Annotated in this window: 14 protein-coding genes; 10 read left to right on the top strand and 4 right to left on the bottom strand. The window is 59.6% G+C overall.

Annotated elements, in window-relative coordinates; all coding sequences use genetic code 11:
- Window positions 1–95 precede the first annotated feature (95 nt).
- Window positions 96–1,025, bottom strand: coding sequence for a cation diffusion facilitator family transporter (locus tag DYI20_RS06090; RefSeq protein ID WP_122549101.1), 930 nt, complete (start codon window positions 1,023–1,025; stop codon window positions 96–98).
- 290 nt (window positions 1,026–1,315) lie between these two features.
- Here DYI20_RS06090 and DYI20_RS06085 point away from each other — a divergent pair, with 290 nt between their 5' ends.
- Window positions 1,316–3,418, top strand: a complete 2,103-nt coding sequence (locus DYI20_RS06085; RefSeq protein WP_243857766.1) for a S9 family peptidase — start codon at window positions 1,316–1,318, stop codon at window positions 3,416–3,418.
- Here DYI20_RS06085 and DYI20_RS06080 read toward each other — a convergent pair.
- Window positions 3,395–3,694: an acylphosphatase gene (locus tag DYI20_RS06080; RefSeq protein WP_110099067.1), complete on the bottom strand. Its 300-nt coding sequence runs from the start codon at window positions 3,692–3,694 to the stop codon at window positions 3,395–3,397. The two genes, DYI20_RS06085 and DYI20_RS06080, sit on opposite strands and share 24 nt — an antisense overlap.
- Window positions 3,695–3,932: 238 nt before the next feature.
- Between DYI20_RS06080 and thpD the strand changes: the two genes are divergently transcribed.
- From thpD to DYI20_RS06055, 5 genes are all read left to right on the top strand, one after another.
- The gene (thpD, locus tag DYI20_RS06075) at window positions 3,933–4,850 is read left to right on the top strand and encodes an ectoine hydroxylase (RefSeq protein ID WP_110100856.1); all 918 of its coding nucleotides are present in this window, start codon (window positions 3,933–3,935) and stop codon (window positions 4,848–4,850) included.
- A gap of 222 nt (window positions 4,851–5,072) precedes the next feature.
- On the top strand, window positions 5,073–5,786 hold the full coding sequence (locus DYI20_RS06070) for an NUDIX hydrolase (RefSeq protein WP_110100857.1): 714 nt from the start codon (window positions 5,073–5,075) through the stop codon (window positions 5,784–5,786).
- A complete protein-coding gene (gene nadA / locus DYI20_RS06065) occupies window positions 5,783–7,075 on the top strand; it encodes a quinolinate synthase NadA (RefSeq protein WP_122549100.1) in 1,293 nt (430 codons plus the stop codon). Before DYI20_RS06070 ends, nadA begins: the two co-directional genes overlap by 4 nt.
- 10 nt (window positions 7,076–7,085) lie before the next feature.
- Window positions 7,086–7,928 (top strand): carboxylating nicotinate-nucleotide diphosphorylase, encoded by an 843-nt coding sequence (gene nadC, locus DYI20_RS06060; protein WP_122549099.1) that lies wholly within the window; start codon window positions 7,086–7,088, stop codon window positions 7,926–7,928.
- Window positions 7,925–9,049 carry a cysteine desulfurase family protein gene (locus DYI20_RS06055; RefSeq protein WP_122549098.1) on the top strand — a complete coding sequence of 375 codons (1,125 nt, stop codon included), beginning with the start codon at window positions 7,925–7,927 and terminating at the stop codon, window positions 9,047–9,049. The genes nadC and DYI20_RS06055 overlap by 4 nt, the downstream gene beginning before the upstream one ends.
- Before the next feature lie 154 nt (window positions 9,050–9,203).
- Here DYI20_RS06055 and DYI20_RS12310 read toward each other — a convergent pair whose 3' ends face one another.
- Entirely contained in the window at window positions 9,204–9,341 is a 138-nt protein-coding gene (locus tag DYI20_RS12310) for a hypothetical protein (protein WP_183145605.1), read from the bottom strand.
- Window positions 9,342–9,367: 26 nt separating this feature from the next.
- On the opposite strand from DYI20_RS12310, the gene DYI20_RS06050 reads away from it, so the two are divergent.
- The 3 genes from DYI20_RS06050 (at window position 9,368) to DYI20_RS06040 (ending at window position 11,615) form a co-directional block, all read left to right on the top strand.
- Window positions 9,368–9,964 (top strand): pyridoxine/pyridoxamine 5'-phosphate oxidase, encoded by a 597-nt coding sequence (locus DYI20_RS06050; protein ID WP_122549097.1) that lies wholly within the window; start codon window positions 9,368–9,370, stop codon window positions 9,962–9,964.
- Window positions 9,965–9,968: 4 nt separating this feature from the next.
- On the top strand, window positions 9,969–10,595 hold the full coding sequence (locus DYI20_RS06045) for a pyroglutamyl-peptidase I (RefSeq protein WP_122549096.1): 627 nt from the start codon (window positions 9,969–9,971) through the stop codon (window positions 10,593–10,595).
- Window positions 10,596–10,706: 111 nt separating this feature from the next.
- Window positions 10,707–11,615: an NADP-dependent oxidoreductase gene (locus DYI20_RS06040; RefSeq protein ID WP_341771031.1), complete on the top strand. Its 909-nt coding sequence runs from the start codon at window positions 10,707–10,709 to the stop codon at window positions 11,613–11,615.
- Between the two features lie 1,205 nt (window positions 11,616–12,820).
- Here the strand turns inward: DYI20_RS06040 and DYI20_RS06030 are convergent.
- Window positions 12,821–14,374 carry a class I adenylate-forming enzyme family protein gene (locus DYI20_RS06030; RefSeq protein WP_122549093.1) on the bottom strand — a complete coding sequence of 518 codons (1,554 nt, stop codon included), beginning with the start codon at window positions 14,372–14,374 and terminating at the stop codon, window positions 12,821–12,823.
- Window positions 14,375–14,714: 340 nt separating this feature from the next.
- Between DYI20_RS06030 and DYI20_RS06020 the strand changes: the two genes are divergently transcribed.
- Entirely contained in the window at window positions 14,715–15,482 is a 768-nt protein-coding gene (locus tag DYI20_RS06020) for an enoyl-CoA hydratase/isomerase family protein (protein WP_122549091.1), read from the top strand.
- Window positions 15,483–15,970 lie beyond the last annotated feature (488 nt).

Here is a 15,970-nt window from a genome sequence, read left to right as displayed (position 1 = left end):
GCGAAATATGACCTTATGTTACGTACGTCGCACTAGCCTGCGCTATACATCACGCCCACCGAGACCATCGGGCCGTGGGATCTCAGCGCGGGTACTCAGTGGCCCTGCTGTTCAGTGCGGGCTTGGCTGGCCGTTTCGAGTTGGAAGGTGGAATGTTCCACCGGAACATCGAAATGCTCAGCCACACAGGCCCGCAGTTCTGCTAGCTTCTCAGGGGCGCACCCGTTGATGAAGCAGGCTTCGTCGACCACGACATGGGCGGACAGGACAGGTAGCCCAGTAGCGACCGTGGAGGCGTGGAGATCATGGACCTCCTTGACGTGCTCAACGTTTAACAGGTGAGCCCGGACTTCTTCGAGGTCTAATCCGCGCGGAGCAAATTCCAGAAGGATCCGGCCGGTTTCCCGAAGAAGCAGAAGTGCGCGCGGGATGATCACCGTTGCAATGACCAGGGCCGCCACGGCATCAGCCTGGTGCCACCCGGTCACCCAGATCACCGCAGCTGCCACCATGACACCGATGGATCCTAAAGCATCTGCCAGGACTTCCAGGAATGCTGCCCGGAGGTTGAAGTTTGCCCGCCTACCCGAGGACAGCACCCACAGCGAGAGCAGGTTACCGATCAGCCCAATGGCGCCGAAGACGAGCAACTCCACGTGAAGCACCTGGTGCGGAGTGCTGAGGCGCTGAATGCCCTCGATGACGGCATAAATCCCGATAGCCAGCAGTAATGCTGCTTGCACGAGGCCGGCCAGGATCTCGACCCGACGGTATCCCCAGGTCCGTTGTGTGGTCGCGGCTTTGAACATCAGCCCAGCGGCGATCACGGCCACCAGCAGGCCAATACTATCGATCAACGAATGCAGCGCATCGGTTAGCAGCGCTAGTGATCCGGTGATCCACGCCCCGAGGGCTTGGGCTGCGACAATGCTCAGGGTAATGACACAGGCCAGCACGAGCCTGCCTCGATAGGAAGCTCTGGCGACATCTTCGCCTGCATGTCCGTGCGCGTGCCCGATTCCCATAGCCCCAGTCTAAGCCTGGACCCGCCAGAAGACATAAGGTGCGAACCCTACTCAGATTCATTCGCAACCGCAGGCCTCCGGCGCCTCACACCCCGAGCGGTCCTGTCGCCATCCGAGAAAGCGCTCCGTCCCTTCGCCAATGTGAGCAGAGATTTTGAGCAGATGTTGCATGAACTTTCATCCGAGTCAGCATCATCTGCCACTATCCTGTAATGTGAGTCACAGGTATGGTCGAAACTCCGACTACCTCAGATGCCTCAGCACACCATAAGATGAGAAACGAGCCCAGCATGACTGATTCCACGTTCTCCGACCTCGACCATTACGTCGCTCAACCGCGGATCGCCGGGCTGAGCCTGAATCCCGCCGGCACCCGGCTGGTAACCACTGTTCAAACACTCAACCATAAGAAGAATGGTTATGTGGAGTCCCTCTGGGAGGTCGATCCACGTGGTGAACAGCCGGCACGGCGGATAACCCACAGCCCTCAGGGTGAAACCAACCCTGTATTCGCGGCCTCGGGGGATCTGTACTTCACCTCCGCCCGCCCCGACGCCCACGATACGGATCCAGACGAGACCACCGCGCTGTGGCGCCTGCCGGCAACCGGTGGCGAAGCCCACGTGGTCAACCGTCGCCCCGGTGGCGTTAGCACCATACTTGCGGCAGATCAGGCCGATGTCATCGCCGTCACCGCTCCCCTGCTTCCCGGAGCCACCGATGAAACCACCCATCGCAAGCTACACCAGGCCCGCAAGGACGGCTCCGTGCAGGCCATTCTGCACGACTCCTATCCGGTCCGTTACTGGGACCACGATCTCGGTCCCGCCGCACCGAGTCTCTTTCGCCTCGATGCCGACGACGGTGCTGAGGCTGATTCTGATGCTGATACGAGCCAAGCTGAACCGGCCCGGAAGAAGCTGACCAACCTCCTGGAGGGGCTCGATGCGCGATTGGTGGCCGAGGATATCCACCTCAGTCCCGACGGTTCTTTCGCTCTCTTCGGTCTGCGCATCCTGGAGGCTCGCGCCGACACCCGTGTCACCGTCGGTTATGTCGATCTCGCCACCGGTGAATGGCAGATTCTTCTTGACGACCCCGATCACAACTACACTCCCGGCGTCATCAGCCCTGACGGACGCCACGCCGTGGTCAGTGTGGCCAATCGTCCTACTCCCGAGCGTGCCATGCGCCCGGTCTTGCATCTTTTGGAGATCAGCACCGGTGAATTAATTGCCCTGACCGACGACACCGATCTCTGGCTGACGGCGACCAGCTGGCTTCCCGACGGCAGCGGTTTCCTCGCCCTAGCCGATCAGAACGGTCGTGGCCCCGTCTTCCGTGTGGATCTCGACCATGCCGGAGACACCGTACAGGCCCAGACCGTGCAGATCACCCACGATGATGCCACCTACAGCGAAGCCCTGGCCGCCCCTGAGGGCACCCTCGCCTATGGGGTTCGCTCCAGTTACGCTTTCCCGCCCGAGGTGGTGCGGATCGATGTGAGTACCGGAGAAACCACCAGACTGCTGAACCCCACTCAACGGCCCGAACTCCCCGGGCGACTCGAGGAGGTCGAAACCACCGCCGAAGACGGTGTACGGATCCGCGGGTGGCTGGCCCTGCCACAGGAGGCCAGCCCGGATGCGCCGGCTCCGCTGTTGCTGTGGATTCACGGTGGCCCGTTGAGCTCCTGGAACGCCTGGACCTGGCGGTGGAACCCCTGGTTGGCTGTGGCACGAGGTTACGCGGTGCTGTTGCCGGATCCGGCCCTGTCGACCGGCTACGGGCAGGAGTTCATCCAGCGGGGCTGGAACTCCTGGGGAGATAAGCCCTACACCGACCTGATGAGCATCACCGATGCCACCGTAGAGCGCGACGATATCAACGAGTCCCGCACCGCGGCCATGGGCGGTTCTTTCGGGGGATATATGGCCAACTGGGTGGCCGGCCACACCGATCGGTTCAACGCCATCGTCACCCACGCCAGCCTCTGGGCGCTGGACCAGTTCGGCCCCACCACGGATATGTCCCCGTTCTGGCGCCGGCAACTCAATGCGGAAATGGAGGCCACACACTCCCCGCACGCCTATGTGGAGAACATTGTCACCCCGATGCTGGTCATCCACGGCGATCGGGATTACCGAGTCCCCATCGGCGAAGGACTACGCCTCTGGTACGAGTTGCTGGAGAAATCGGGCCTGCCGATGGATGCCGATGGCACCACCGCCCACCGGTTCCTCTACTTCCCGGATGAGAATCACTGGATTCTCCAACCCCAGCACGCCAAGATCTGGTACGAAGTGGTTTTCAACTTCCTGGCCAAGCACCTTCTCGGTGAGGGCACCTCGCTCCCGAAAGAGCTGGGACTAACGCCGCACGTGGAATCCTGACTCCGGTAGCTCAGCCAGCTCCCGGTTGCTGGCTTCTCGATCCTGCACCTCGGTGACCTCGGCCCGCTCGGGCCCGGTGTGGCACCAGGCCAGCAAAGAATCCACCTCCGGACCCGAGCCACCGACGACAAGTTCCACCGCACCGTCCTCGGTATTGGCCACCCAGCCCACCAAGCCCAGTTGATCGGCCTGTTGTTTGGCGGAGTTGCGAAAGTTGACGCCCTGGACTGTACCGGTGATCCGAACAAAGTGTCCGGTGCTGAATGAATCTGCCATAGCGCCGAGTCAACCAGAGAAGCCGGAACCTGTGAAGACCCCAGGGGCCACTGCCCTTTCCCGGCTCACCGCGCAGACTCACCGGGAGCTTCAGCCGCGCCCCAACGGTTGCAGTTCTGGCTATCCCTGCTAGGGTCCACGAGTAGTGGCACTATCAGGCGCCTGCCACACTGTGGCCATCATGGCAACATAACTGAACTCCGGACGACCATGGATCAACATGTAGGAAGGAGAGTACATGACCACCATTGACAAGGCTGACACCACTACTGATTTCTATCCGACCCGCACCGGCGAAGAACCCCGGGTCATTCCTCGCCCAGACCGCGTTGTCCAGGGCACCGCAGAACAAGGCCCGCTCGACGAGCAGACCCTGCAGAGCTTCGACGAGAAGGGCTACCTCACCATCGATCAGCTCATCACCCCCGAAGAACTCCAGCAGTTCAAGGATGAGTTGAAGCGACTCGCCGAGGACCCCGAGGTGAAGCAGGACGAACGGACTGTGGTGGAAGCTAAGTCCAATGAGGTCCGTTCCATTTTCGATATTCACCGTAGCAACGAGGTCTTCAAGAAGATCGCCAATGATCCCCGCCTGGTCGACCGCGCCCGGCAAATTCTCGGATCCGATGTCTACATCCACCAATCCCGGATCAATTACAAGCCCGGGTTTGTGGGTAAGGACTTCACCTGGCACTCGGATTTCGAAACCTGGCACGCCGAGGACGGCATGCCCGGACCCCGGGCTGTGTCGATCTCGATCTCGCTGACCGATAACTATTCCTTCAACGGTCCGCTAATGATCATGCCGGGCTCCCACCAGCACTACATCGTCTGCCAGGGCCAGACCCCGGACGATAACTACAAGCAGTCCCTGGTGATGCAGGGTGCCGGCGTTCCCGACCCACAGATTCTGACCGATTTCGCCGATCGATTCGGCATTGACGTGCTGGAAGGCCCCGCTGGTGGAGCGATTATGTTCGACTCCAACTGCATGCACGCCTCCAACGGCAACGTCACTCCCTACTCCCGGTCCAACGTGTTCATCGTCTACAACTCTGTGGAGAACACCCCGGTGGACCCGCCCTATGCGGCACCGCACCTGCGCCCGGACTTCCTGGGCTCCCGGGACTTCACCCCGGCCGGTAGTCAGGCTTGATCCGCGCAGGCTCCTTACGCCTCCTTGCGCTGACAGTGCACGCTGAAGTTGCCCGCTGAGGGAACTGACGAAAAACGAACCACGACGGCGGCTCGTCCTGAGATGACAGGACGGGTCGCCGTCGTGGTTTAACCCACGTGTTAAACCACATCGACTTCAGGTTGAATTGACCTTATGGGGCCTGTATGGTGTCACTCACCTAACCAGAGGGGGTAAGTCACCATGTCAGACCGTCTTGAATTGGCTGTCTCTACCGTGGTCTTCACGTTGCGGCCACATCCGGACACCGGGGAACTGACCCTCTGGCTGCCTCTGGTCCGGCGCATCCGCGAACCCTATCAGGGTCGCTGGGCGCTCCCTGGCGGGCCCCTAGCCCCCGAGAAGAGCCTCGTGGAATCGGCCCAGATGACCCTGCAACGCACCACCGGACTGAGCCCGCGCCACCTCGAACAGCTCTACGCGTTCGGTGATGTGGACCGCTCCCACAGCGCTGATGCTCTCAGCCACGCCCGCGTCGTCTCCATTGTCTACTGGGCCTTGGTCGGCCAGGATGAGGACGCCGCCTCTATTGATGGTGACAATGTGGAGTGGTTCCCCGTCGACGAGGTTGCCGACAACGCCGAGCACCTGGCCTTCGACCACGGCGTCATTCTCGACTATGCCTTACATCGGTTGCGCGCTAAGGTCACCTACTCGCCGATCGCTCACGCGTTTCTCCCCGAGGAATTCCCACTGGCCCACTTGCGTCGGGTGTACGAGGCCATCCTCGACCGGGCACTGGACCCCTCTAATTTTCGACGCCAGATTCTGGCCCAGGGCACCGTGGAAGACACCGGACGCCGCCAAACCGGAACCGCCCACCGGCCCCCCAAACTTTATCGTTCCGCGCCGGAACGTTCCCGCTACATACTCACCATCCAGGAGACCGATCAATGACCACACTGTCCATTCATCAGCGAATCACCCTAGCACCGGCCCAAACCTGTCACGATTCCCTGGCAGATGACCCCTGGGCCTTCGATGCCATCCCCGGCTATGGGCCCGGTTCCTCCCAAGACGACAGCGTGCCGGGTTTCGCCCCGACGAATGCCATCGCCCGGCCCGGCCAGCTCCCCGAGGCGTACCGGTCAATGAACGACGAGGAACTCCACCGCCGGATTCGACAGGCCAAGGCCACCCTGGGAGACAAGCTGGTCATCCTCGGCCACTTTTATCAACGCGATGAGGTCGTCCAGCACGCCGACTTTGTCGGAGACTCCTTCCAACTGGCCAACGCCGCCCTCACTCGCCCACAGGCCGAAGCCATCGTCTTCTGCGGAGTTCACTTTATGGCCGAAACCGCAGACATTCTCTCCACCGCCGAACAGAAAGTGATCCTGCCCAATCTCGCTGCCGGGTGTTCCATGGCCGATATGGCCGATGAGGACTCGGTAGAAACCGCCTGGGAGGACATCGCCGCGGTCTATGGTTTCGACCCGGAGAACCCCGAACCCGATGCCAACGGAAAACTGCCGGTCATCCCGGTGACCTACATGAACTCCTCAGCGGCCCTGAAAGCTTTCTGTGGCCGGCACGGGGGCATCGTGTGCACTTCTTCCAACGCCGCCACCGTGTTGGAGTGGGCCTTCGAACGCGCCCACCGGGTATTGTTCTTCCCCGATCAACACCTGGGTCGCAATACTGCCAAAGCGATGGGCATTCCGCTGGAGCAAATGCCGATGTGGAATCCCCGCCAACCGCAAGGTGGCAATACGGCAGAAGACCTGCAACACGCCAAAGTGCTACTCTGGCATGGCTTCTGCTCGGTCCATAGGCGCTTCACCGTCGATCAGATCGACAAAGCCCGTCGCGATGCTCCCGGGGTGAAGGTCATTGTTCACCCCGAATGCCCCATGCCGGTGGTCGATGCCGCCGACGCGTCCGGCTCCACCGATGCCATCCACAAAGTCGTTGCCGCCAGCCACCCCGGCGACGTCATCGCAGTGGGCACTGAGATCAACATGGTCAACCGGCTGGCCGCTCAATACCCCGACCGCACCATTTTCTGCCTCGACCCAGTGATCTGCCCCTGCTCGACGATGTACCGCATCCATCCTGGCTATCTGGCCTGGGTACTCGACGACCTGGTGGCCGGCAGGGTCAGCAATCAGATCAGCGTGCCCGAACAGATCGCCATCCCGGCCAAGGTCGCCTTGGACCGGATGCTAGCCGCCAAGCCGAGGTGAGGTGACAGACATGAAACCCTCACAGATTGACCGGGTGATCCATATCGCGCTGGAGGAGGATGTACCCTTCGGAGACCTCACCACTCAGGCCTTCGTCCCTGCCACAGCACAGATCACCGCCGAGCTGGTCGCCCGTGAGCCCGGGGTCTTCAGTGGCGGGGAGGTCTTCGTCCGGGCTCTGACCGCGCTGAGCTCCGAGGTGGCCGTGAATCTCACGGTCGACGAGGGCGCCGAATTTGACCAGGGCCAGGTGCTGGCCGGGATCTCAGGGCCCGCCCGGCCCATTCTGACCTGCGAGCGCATCGGACTGAACCTGGTGCAACGGATGTGTGGCATTGCGACCACCACCGCCGCCTACGTCGCTGCTGTGGCCGGAACCCGAGCCCGCATTGTCGACACCCGTAAAACCACTCCCGGCTTGCGCGCCTTGGAACGCCATGCGGTGCGGTGCGGAGGAGGCCATAATCACCGCTTCAGCCTCTCCGATGCGGTACTGGCCAAGGATAACCACCTGGCTGTGGTTGCCACAGGGGGCCGGGATCTGGCCAGCGCGATCCGAGACGCCAAAGCCCAAGTGCCACACACCGTGCACCTGGAAGTGGAAGTCGACCGCCTCGACCAGATCCCCTCCGCCCTGCACGGCGGGGCGGATACCATCATGCTGGATAATTTCTCGCTACAGGATCTGCATCGCGGTGTGGAACTCATCGCTGGACAGGCCCTCGTGGAAGCCTCCGGCGGGGTGCGGCTCGAAACGGTGGGAGACATTGCCGCCACCGGGGTGGACCTGATCAGCGTGGGAGCCTTGACCCACCACATTCGTGCCCTGGACCTCGGACTGGACTTTTCGTGAGTATTTACCTGGACTACGCAGCCAGCGCCCCACCCCGACCAGAGGTCTTGCGGTCGATGTGGCCTTATCTGACCGGCGCCTTTGCTAACCCCGCGGCCCAACACGAACCCGCCGAAGAGGCCCGGGGTGTGCTGGAAGCGGCCCGACAGCGCCTCGCCAACCACCTAGGGGCCCGGCCCTCCGAGATCATCTTCACCTCCGGGGGGACCGAATCCGATAACGCCGCGGTCAAAGGAATCTCCCTGGCTGCGCCTCGGGGCCGCCACCTGCTGGTCTCGGCCATCGAACACCCCGCTGTGCGGGAATCCGCTACCTGGTTGCAACGGTTCGGTTATCAGCTCGAGCAACTACCGGTAGATGCCACCGGTCAGGTGCCCCCCGCGGCCTTGGAGGATGCCCTGCGGGAAGACACCACGCTGGTCAGCATCCAATACGCCAGTCATGAAGTCGGCACCGTCCAAGACATTCCCGCCCTGGCAGCCGTGGCTGAAAAATACGGGGTTCCCTTCCACACCGACGCCGTTCAAGCCGCCGGAGATCTTCCACTGCAGGTGGATGATCTCGGGGTTCAGGCGATGAGCTTGGCCGGTCATAAACTCGGCACCCCGAAGGGGATCGGGGCACTGTATCTGCGTCGCCGGACCCCCTGCGATCCGCTGATTCACGGTGGCGGTCAGCAACGCGGTCTGCGCTCGGGGACCGAGAACCTCGCAGCAGCCGTGGGAATGGTCACCGGCCTGGAATTGGCCCAGAACGAGTCTGCGGACCTGACCGACCTCCGTGATGCCTTCATCCACCGGGTCGAGGCCGAAATTCCGGGGGCCCAACTCACTGGCCATCGGCACTGCAGGTTACCCGGGCATGCCTCCTTCGTGTTTGCCGGCCGGAGCGGTGAGTCGGTGTTACTGGACCTGCAACGCTACGGGATCATGTGTTCCTCGGGACCAGCCTGCGCTGCAGGTAGCCAGGAACCCAGCCCCGCACTGATCGCCATGGGGTATGAAGCCGATCTTGCTCAGACCGCGGTGCGTTTCACGTTCGGCGCGCAGACCACCGCTGCGCAACTAGACCATACCGTCGACCAGCTGGCCAGACTTGTCATACCTGCACCACATCAGTAGCACCTTCGCCCAGGAAATCTGGATGCAAGCCACAGCCACCTCGGCTCCACCAGCGCAGGATCGGTTTCTGAGCGGTCTGGACAGTGGCCACGATCGTCACCATCCGTGCCGACTGACGTATCTTCCGGGCCGTGGCACGAGATGTCCTGATCGGTCAGTTGACCCGTGGGCCGTCAATGCCTTGGTGCAAGCTACCGTACTCCGTGGTCTCCTCGAGGCCGAAGGGACCGATCAGTCCGGGCTGATTGGCCACAGCAGAATGGCCAAGGACCGGGGGCGCCGGCACCGACATGGCACCGACACACTAGGCTGGACGCTATGACCGATGCTGTCCGTGGTTTCCTCAAATCCATCCCGGCCATGACCGGCGTTGCCCCCGACATTGACCCGGAGGCCTTTCCCAATGACCCAGTCACCGCATTTTTGCAGTGGCTTCGCGCGGCTGTCGAAGCCGAGGTCCCCGAACCGCACGTGGTGAATTTATCCACCGTCGATGTCCATGGTGTCCCCGATGCCCGCCCGTTGGTGGTCAAAGATGTCGGCGAGCGCGGATGGGCCTTCTCCAGCACGAAAAGTAGTCGCAAAGGTTCCCAGTTGGCTGACCGTAGCGCGGCAGCGATGACGTTTTGGTGGCCCGCCCAGGTCAGGGCCGTCCGGATCCGTGGCGAGGTGGTCGAGGCCACCCGGGCCGAAAGTCTGCAGGACCTCAGCTCCCGCGCACCACAGGCCCAAGCCAGTGTGGATTCCGACGATTGGACGCTGTGGTGGTTGCAGCCAGACCGGGTCGAGTTTTGGCAGGGCTCCCCGGATCGGCACCACCACCGCATCATCTACACCCGGGGCCAACAGACTGAGCACGGCCAGCAGAGCCAGTCAGCCTGGGCCCGGCACGCCCACCGCACCGAGGTGAGCTAACACCATGACCCGAGTGTTAGTTTCCGGTTTCGAGCCCTTTGACACCATGACCGATAACCCGTCGTGGGAGGTAGCCCACAAAGTGTCACAGGCCGACATCAGCCCGGAGGTCCACGCCGTCTGCCTTCCGGTAGAATTCGGCACTGCCGCTCGCCTGTTGCTCGACCAGGTCGACTCGATCCAACCAGATCTGATCATCGCCGTCGGCCTAGCAGCCGGCACCGAAACGATCCGCCTGGAGCGGGTGGGACTCAACCTGCGCGATGCCCGCATCCCGGATAACGCCGGCTTCCAACCGGTGGATCAGCCTATCGATCCCCACGGGCCCGCCGCCGTGTTCTCCACATTGCGGTTGAAAGCCGCTCACTCTCGCATGCGTGCCATCGATCTGCCGGCCCAATTGTCTCTGAGCGCTGGCAGCTTCGTGTGCAATGAGGTGCTCTACTCCTTACTCGCAACCGTCACACAGTGGCCCGCCCCGGTTCCAGCCGGATTCGTCCACGTGCCCGACCTCCCTGACCCAACCGTTCCCGTCACCACCGACCAAGCCGTGGTAGCACTACAGATCCTGATCGACGAATCCTTACGCCCGGAACCCGATGAACCCCTGATCGGCGGGGCCCTGCACTAGGAACGCACGAGGAACGCTTCGCACCAGGGGCGTTCCCGACGTGGGGTGCACCACCATCCGACAGGCAGGAATATGCCAACAAGGTCGGCTGTTATGCGAAGTATGCGTGCAATGACTTACTTCAAATACGGCGAACCTCATACCCTTGAACTTCACGATGTACCGACCCCCAAAGTCGCACCCGGTGCCGTGCTGATTCGGGTTCAGCGCGCAGCGGTCAACCCGGTGGACTGGAAGGTGATGAGTGGCGGTCTGGATGCCATGATGGACACCTTCTTCCCAGTGACCCCAGGCTGGGACGTCGCCGGTGTGGTCGAAACAGTCGGCCCCGATACCCCCGAGTTCAAACCGGGCGATCGCGTGGCTGCCTATGGTCGCAAAGACTTTATCCAGGGTGGTACCTACGCCGACTATGTGGCCCTGCCGGCAACCTCTGTGGCGCCCATCCCCGACGGGGTGGATCTCGACACTGCCGCCGGCCTTCCCCTAGCCGGACTGACCGCCCTGCGTAGCCTCGACACCATTGCGGTCTCCGGCGACGATATCGTGCTGATCCACGCTGCCTCTGGTGGCGTGGGCCACCTGGCCGCTCAGCTGGCCGTGGAGCGTGGCGCCTCGGTGATCGGCACTGCCTCGGCGGCCAACCACGAACGTCTCCGCGAGCTCGGCGTACAACCGGTCGCTTACGGTGACGGTCTCGAGGACCGCGTCAAAGAACTCGCCCCCGAGGGGGTCACTGCCGTGCTGGACTTCGTCGGTGGCGTGCGCGAACAAACGCTCGCGGTCCTGACCGAGGGTGGCCGGCACGCTTCCACCGCTGACCCATCCGTGGAAGAAGCGGGAGGCCACTGGGTATGGGTCCGTCCCGACGGTGCGCGCCTCCGTGAGCTGTTGGAGAAGGTCGACCAGCAGCGCCTCACCGTCGACATCGACACCACCTACCCGCTGGAACAAGCCGCCGAGGCGATGGAACACAACCAGCGCGGTTCCCGCGGGAAGGTCCTGCTTCACGTCAGCTAATTCCTTCTCGGAACCTGGGGTGTAGCCCTTGACATGCCACCGCCCTCGTAGTGAGGTGCGGTGGCATGTGGGTACCCAGAACTTTGGCGTGCGCTGAAACTCGAGCACTAACGAATGCAACACCGAGGAAAAGGCGGAACGAGATCGGGCGACATTCACATTCCAAGGCAAGTTAGCCAATGAACTTAACGGTCGTGACTTCTTGCCAATCAGATGTCCGCACACTCTCCATAGGTGCTATCAATAACGTCACGTCACAATGAGAAGTGGCCCGGAATTTTCCACACCTGATGCCCTAGTCCGGGCTTCGAAATCGTGATTTTATTCGGCGGGCGGTCCACTTTGGTGGGCGATAGAGTCCCCTCCTGTGGCATGTCAATCTACCCACTGTGCGACGTATTGTCCTACCAAACCTCTTGCTCTATATCGATTAACCCACAGTGATTTGAGGACTTAACTCAACGCTTCATCACAGTTATAAAATTTATCGATGTCTACGCGCCATTTCTCACCGCAAATAGCAACCTAGGAGCGCCCCGTGCTCTGCTGATCAGGTTCGGTGATCCGATCGTTGCACCTTTGATCGGCACCGCCCTCCCCGCAGTCACCCTCTGCAATCTGATTGGCATGCTCTGAGGATTCACATTTCACGACGCGATACTTCTTTTTCTCGGTCCCGATATTCGGCAGTGGGAGTGTCGCCGGCACCACGGCACTGTGGCAGATGAACCCTACTGTAATGATAGCCAACTGCCTAGGGAGCTACTATGCCGAGCTATTCATTGGCAAGCGTCGAATTGCGCGTGACGTCCTTGGAGCCGAAATACGACGCACAGAGGACGCCTTCAAGAACCGAGCGATCAGAACCATCTCCGGTACGTTGGAGTGGCTAGTCACAATGTGCTTGGCGGGCCCCGTTTCGGCCGGACTGGGAATGACCGACACGGAGGACACCGGCGGCTTTGGAGTCGTGTGGCCCGCCACTCGGCTTGAACCCACTCCTTTCCTCCAGATTTCTGTGCGACTACTGGGACCCGTTGTTTTGCTACCGCCATCTCTTTTCGTCACTGTCTCAGCGGATCGATGCCGCGAGTCACGATACGATGGGCAATTATGCTCCGGCGCGATGCAATAATGATCGACTGGTGCTTTCTAAGCTTTATAGAACCGGCACACGCCCTCGGAGAAAGCGTAAGTCAGGAAAGTCACACCGAACTAGCAACCTCCCGAAGATTGCGCTTCAGAATCTTACCCAAAGAGTTCTTAGGCAAGGCATCAACGAACCTCACGTGTTTTGGCACGTTATATCCAGCGATGCGTTCACGGACATAATCCTGAATTGACGTGGCCAATAATTGGGAGTCAGTAGGAACTTCTTTCGGGACAACCACAGCACATACAGCTTCTTCGTACTCTGGATCAGGAACTCCAATGACCGCAACTTCGGTCACGTCTGGATGCGTGATGAGACAGTCTTCGATCTGCTTACAGTAGATATTCTGCGCACCACTGCGAATCATATCTTTCAAGCGGTCCACCACAGTGATGAATCCTTCGTCGTCTCGAACCCCGACATCACCAGTGCGAAGCCAGCCATCGACAAGAGTACTAGCGGTAGCTTCATCTCGACGCCAATATGCTTTCATGATGGGCCCCTTAATCCAGATCTCTCCAGGTTCACCCGACTCCACATCTTCTCCGTCAGGGCTTACCAACCGCACTTGATAACCTTCCGAAGCTTTTCCGATCGCACCCCAATGGGAGAAAACGTCTTGAGGGCGACAATGCACGGTAATGATTCCGCCCTCAGTGATGCCATAAGCGTGCAACATCTGCACTGGGCCGTCCGGAGTTGCCCCAAGCAACTCGCCAAACCGACGCATAATACCTGATGGGTCAAAGGCCCCAAAGACTACCAAGCGCACTGCTTCCAGAGCACCCCGATCAAACTCCGGTAAATTCATAATCTGATGAATCATCACGGGAGCGAGGATGATGATGGTCGACCTCTCAGCCACTATGGAGCCATATGCCTGCTTTGCATCGAAACTGGGTAATAGTGTGACGGTTGCACCGAGTAACAGAAATGGGTTTATATGCCCCCACGATGCAATGTGGAAAGGCGTCAGTGCAGACACGAAAGAGTCATCGCGCTCTAGCCGATAAGCCAAGGCCACCGAGAAAGCGCTAGCCACGGTACCTTCCTGAGTCAGCATTGCTCCTTTCGGACGCCCGGTGGTTCCGGAAGTATAGAGGATCAGATGCGCATCGGTAGGTTCAGGTGAGCATTCGGGTTTAGCATCTTGCCCCTTAGCAAGGAAGCCAAGCCATTCGGAGTTTCCGCTACCAGTTTGACCCCATGCAGGCATGCACAACAATCGAGGGGAGTTGTCGCACCGATTGGCGACACCGTTCGCCAGTTCTTCGAACTCTTCATCATAGAAAAGCAGACTTGGCTCCACATCATTGAGAACGTACGACACCTCTTCACCTCGTTGCCAGTAGTTGAGAGGTACAAGAATCGCGCCAAGGTCCGCAGTCGCAAAATACAAAGCGAGGTAGGCAACGGACGTTCGTGCCAAACACGCTACACGTGAGCCACTACTGATGCCCGCACTATACAATCCACGCCTGATCGCTTCGGTTCGAGCTTGCAGTTCACTATACGTCAGTCGCTCATCTCCGGCGATGACCGCGACTCGGTCAGGATATCTGCTGGCACTATTGCGGAGTATGTCGCCTACTAGAATGCTCGTCATGGATGCTCCTTACATTTTTCGCCAATCATCGATGACATAGAAAGCATGCTTCGTTTTTAACTGCATTTTCGTTTCGCTTTATCGACACCTGAAATTTCACACATATACCCACAAAAACACTCTTTTACACACTCGCAAGAAACGCATTCGAATGAGCACTTCAGCTCGGCCTCTGCGACCCCTCTTTTTTTGCTCACCGCGCACATTTCCGAGCAAGCAGGCCGATGACGCGTTGATATGGATGCAAGCAATGGGTAGCGACCTTTCGGTTTAGTGTGAAATATACCATACTGTGTGATATATCACACTCAGGATAGTCGACTACAGATGGTTGAAGCTCATGCAGCGGGACTCACAAATCCAAACCGAGGCGATCAACGGGGTCGCCCTTGTCCGCATCAACACCGACCGCCCTCGTAATGAGTTAACGCTCGATGCAGTAAAGGATCTTGGGCGACTCTTCGACGCCTGGCATAAAGATCCGCCACGCGCAGCGGTGCTTACGGGTCGCGACGATTGTTTCAGCGCTGGTCTTGCAATTGAAGACGTCGTGAATGCAAGCCGAAAGGAGTTCGGCGATTTTGTCAGCCTCGAGTACCGTTGCATTCGACAACTGGAAGAGATGCCGTTTGTTACAGTCGTTGCATTGTCCGGGCTATGCCTCGGTAACGCCACGGAATTGGCGCTTGCCTGTGATTTCCGCGTGGCGACGAGCGATATACGCCTTGGTCTCCCTGAGGTAGCCATGGGATTTATGGCCCCCGCGCAACGACTGGTGAAGTTCATGAGCATTCAGCAAGCTAGGCGCATTCTTCTTCAAAGTCACCTGCTTCACGCCCACAAAGCTCTTGATTTAGATCTCATCGATGAAATCGTCCGTCCTGAGGAGCTTGTTTCTACTGCGCTACAGCGTGCAACTACAGCCGCAGAGTTACCACCCGATGCGGTACGACTAACCAAAGAAAATCTTCGCCGTGAAGCTCTGCGAGGTCGAAATCACGACCAGGAGGAAACTGCCGCTGCGATCGAGACCTTCAGCTCACCGGAATGCACAAATCGCATGGCGCTCTATCTGAAAAGACAAGGGGAACGTGATCCCTCCGCCTAGTGAACAACTAGTGTGCATTGCCCAGTGCCGAAATCCCACACGGTTCGTACGCTAGAACATTTACCTAACACCTTCCACAGATTATCAGTACCAAAGTGAATAGAACCTCAGCGCAACAGCACGCGAAACAATGCTTGGAATGAATGGGATATTGAAATGCAAATATCTGAAGAAATGCATCATGTATTTATTTTATATAGGTTCAATTAGCAGAACCTCTTACTTTAACTGGGTGTTTCCGGAGGAATCGCGCCTTCCCAAGCATTCTCTCCTGTTCTTGCTTGGCTCAAAGGACGCAGGTTCGCTACCTCTGGGCGTAGATAGAGTCGCCAAAATTTTGTCGGTGTCTCATCTACAAAGGGGCTCTTCACAATCGAGGGTGTAGACGGGGGTCTCGGGGAAGTGGCGCGTCGATAGCTGGATAGAGGTCGAGGCCTTCCGATGATGGAAGTTCCTACACAAGCCATCTGAAAGACCTCGACGTGCCT

This window comes from Auritidibacter ignavus, from assembly GCF_003703835.1.
GTDB classification, from domain to species: Bacteria; Actinomycetota; Actinomycetes; order Actinomycetales; family Micrococcaceae; genus Auritidibacter; species Auritidibacter ignavus.
The sequence above is the reverse complement of the archived record's forward strand: the minus strand, read 5'-3'. Positions and strand labels throughout refer to the sequence as shown.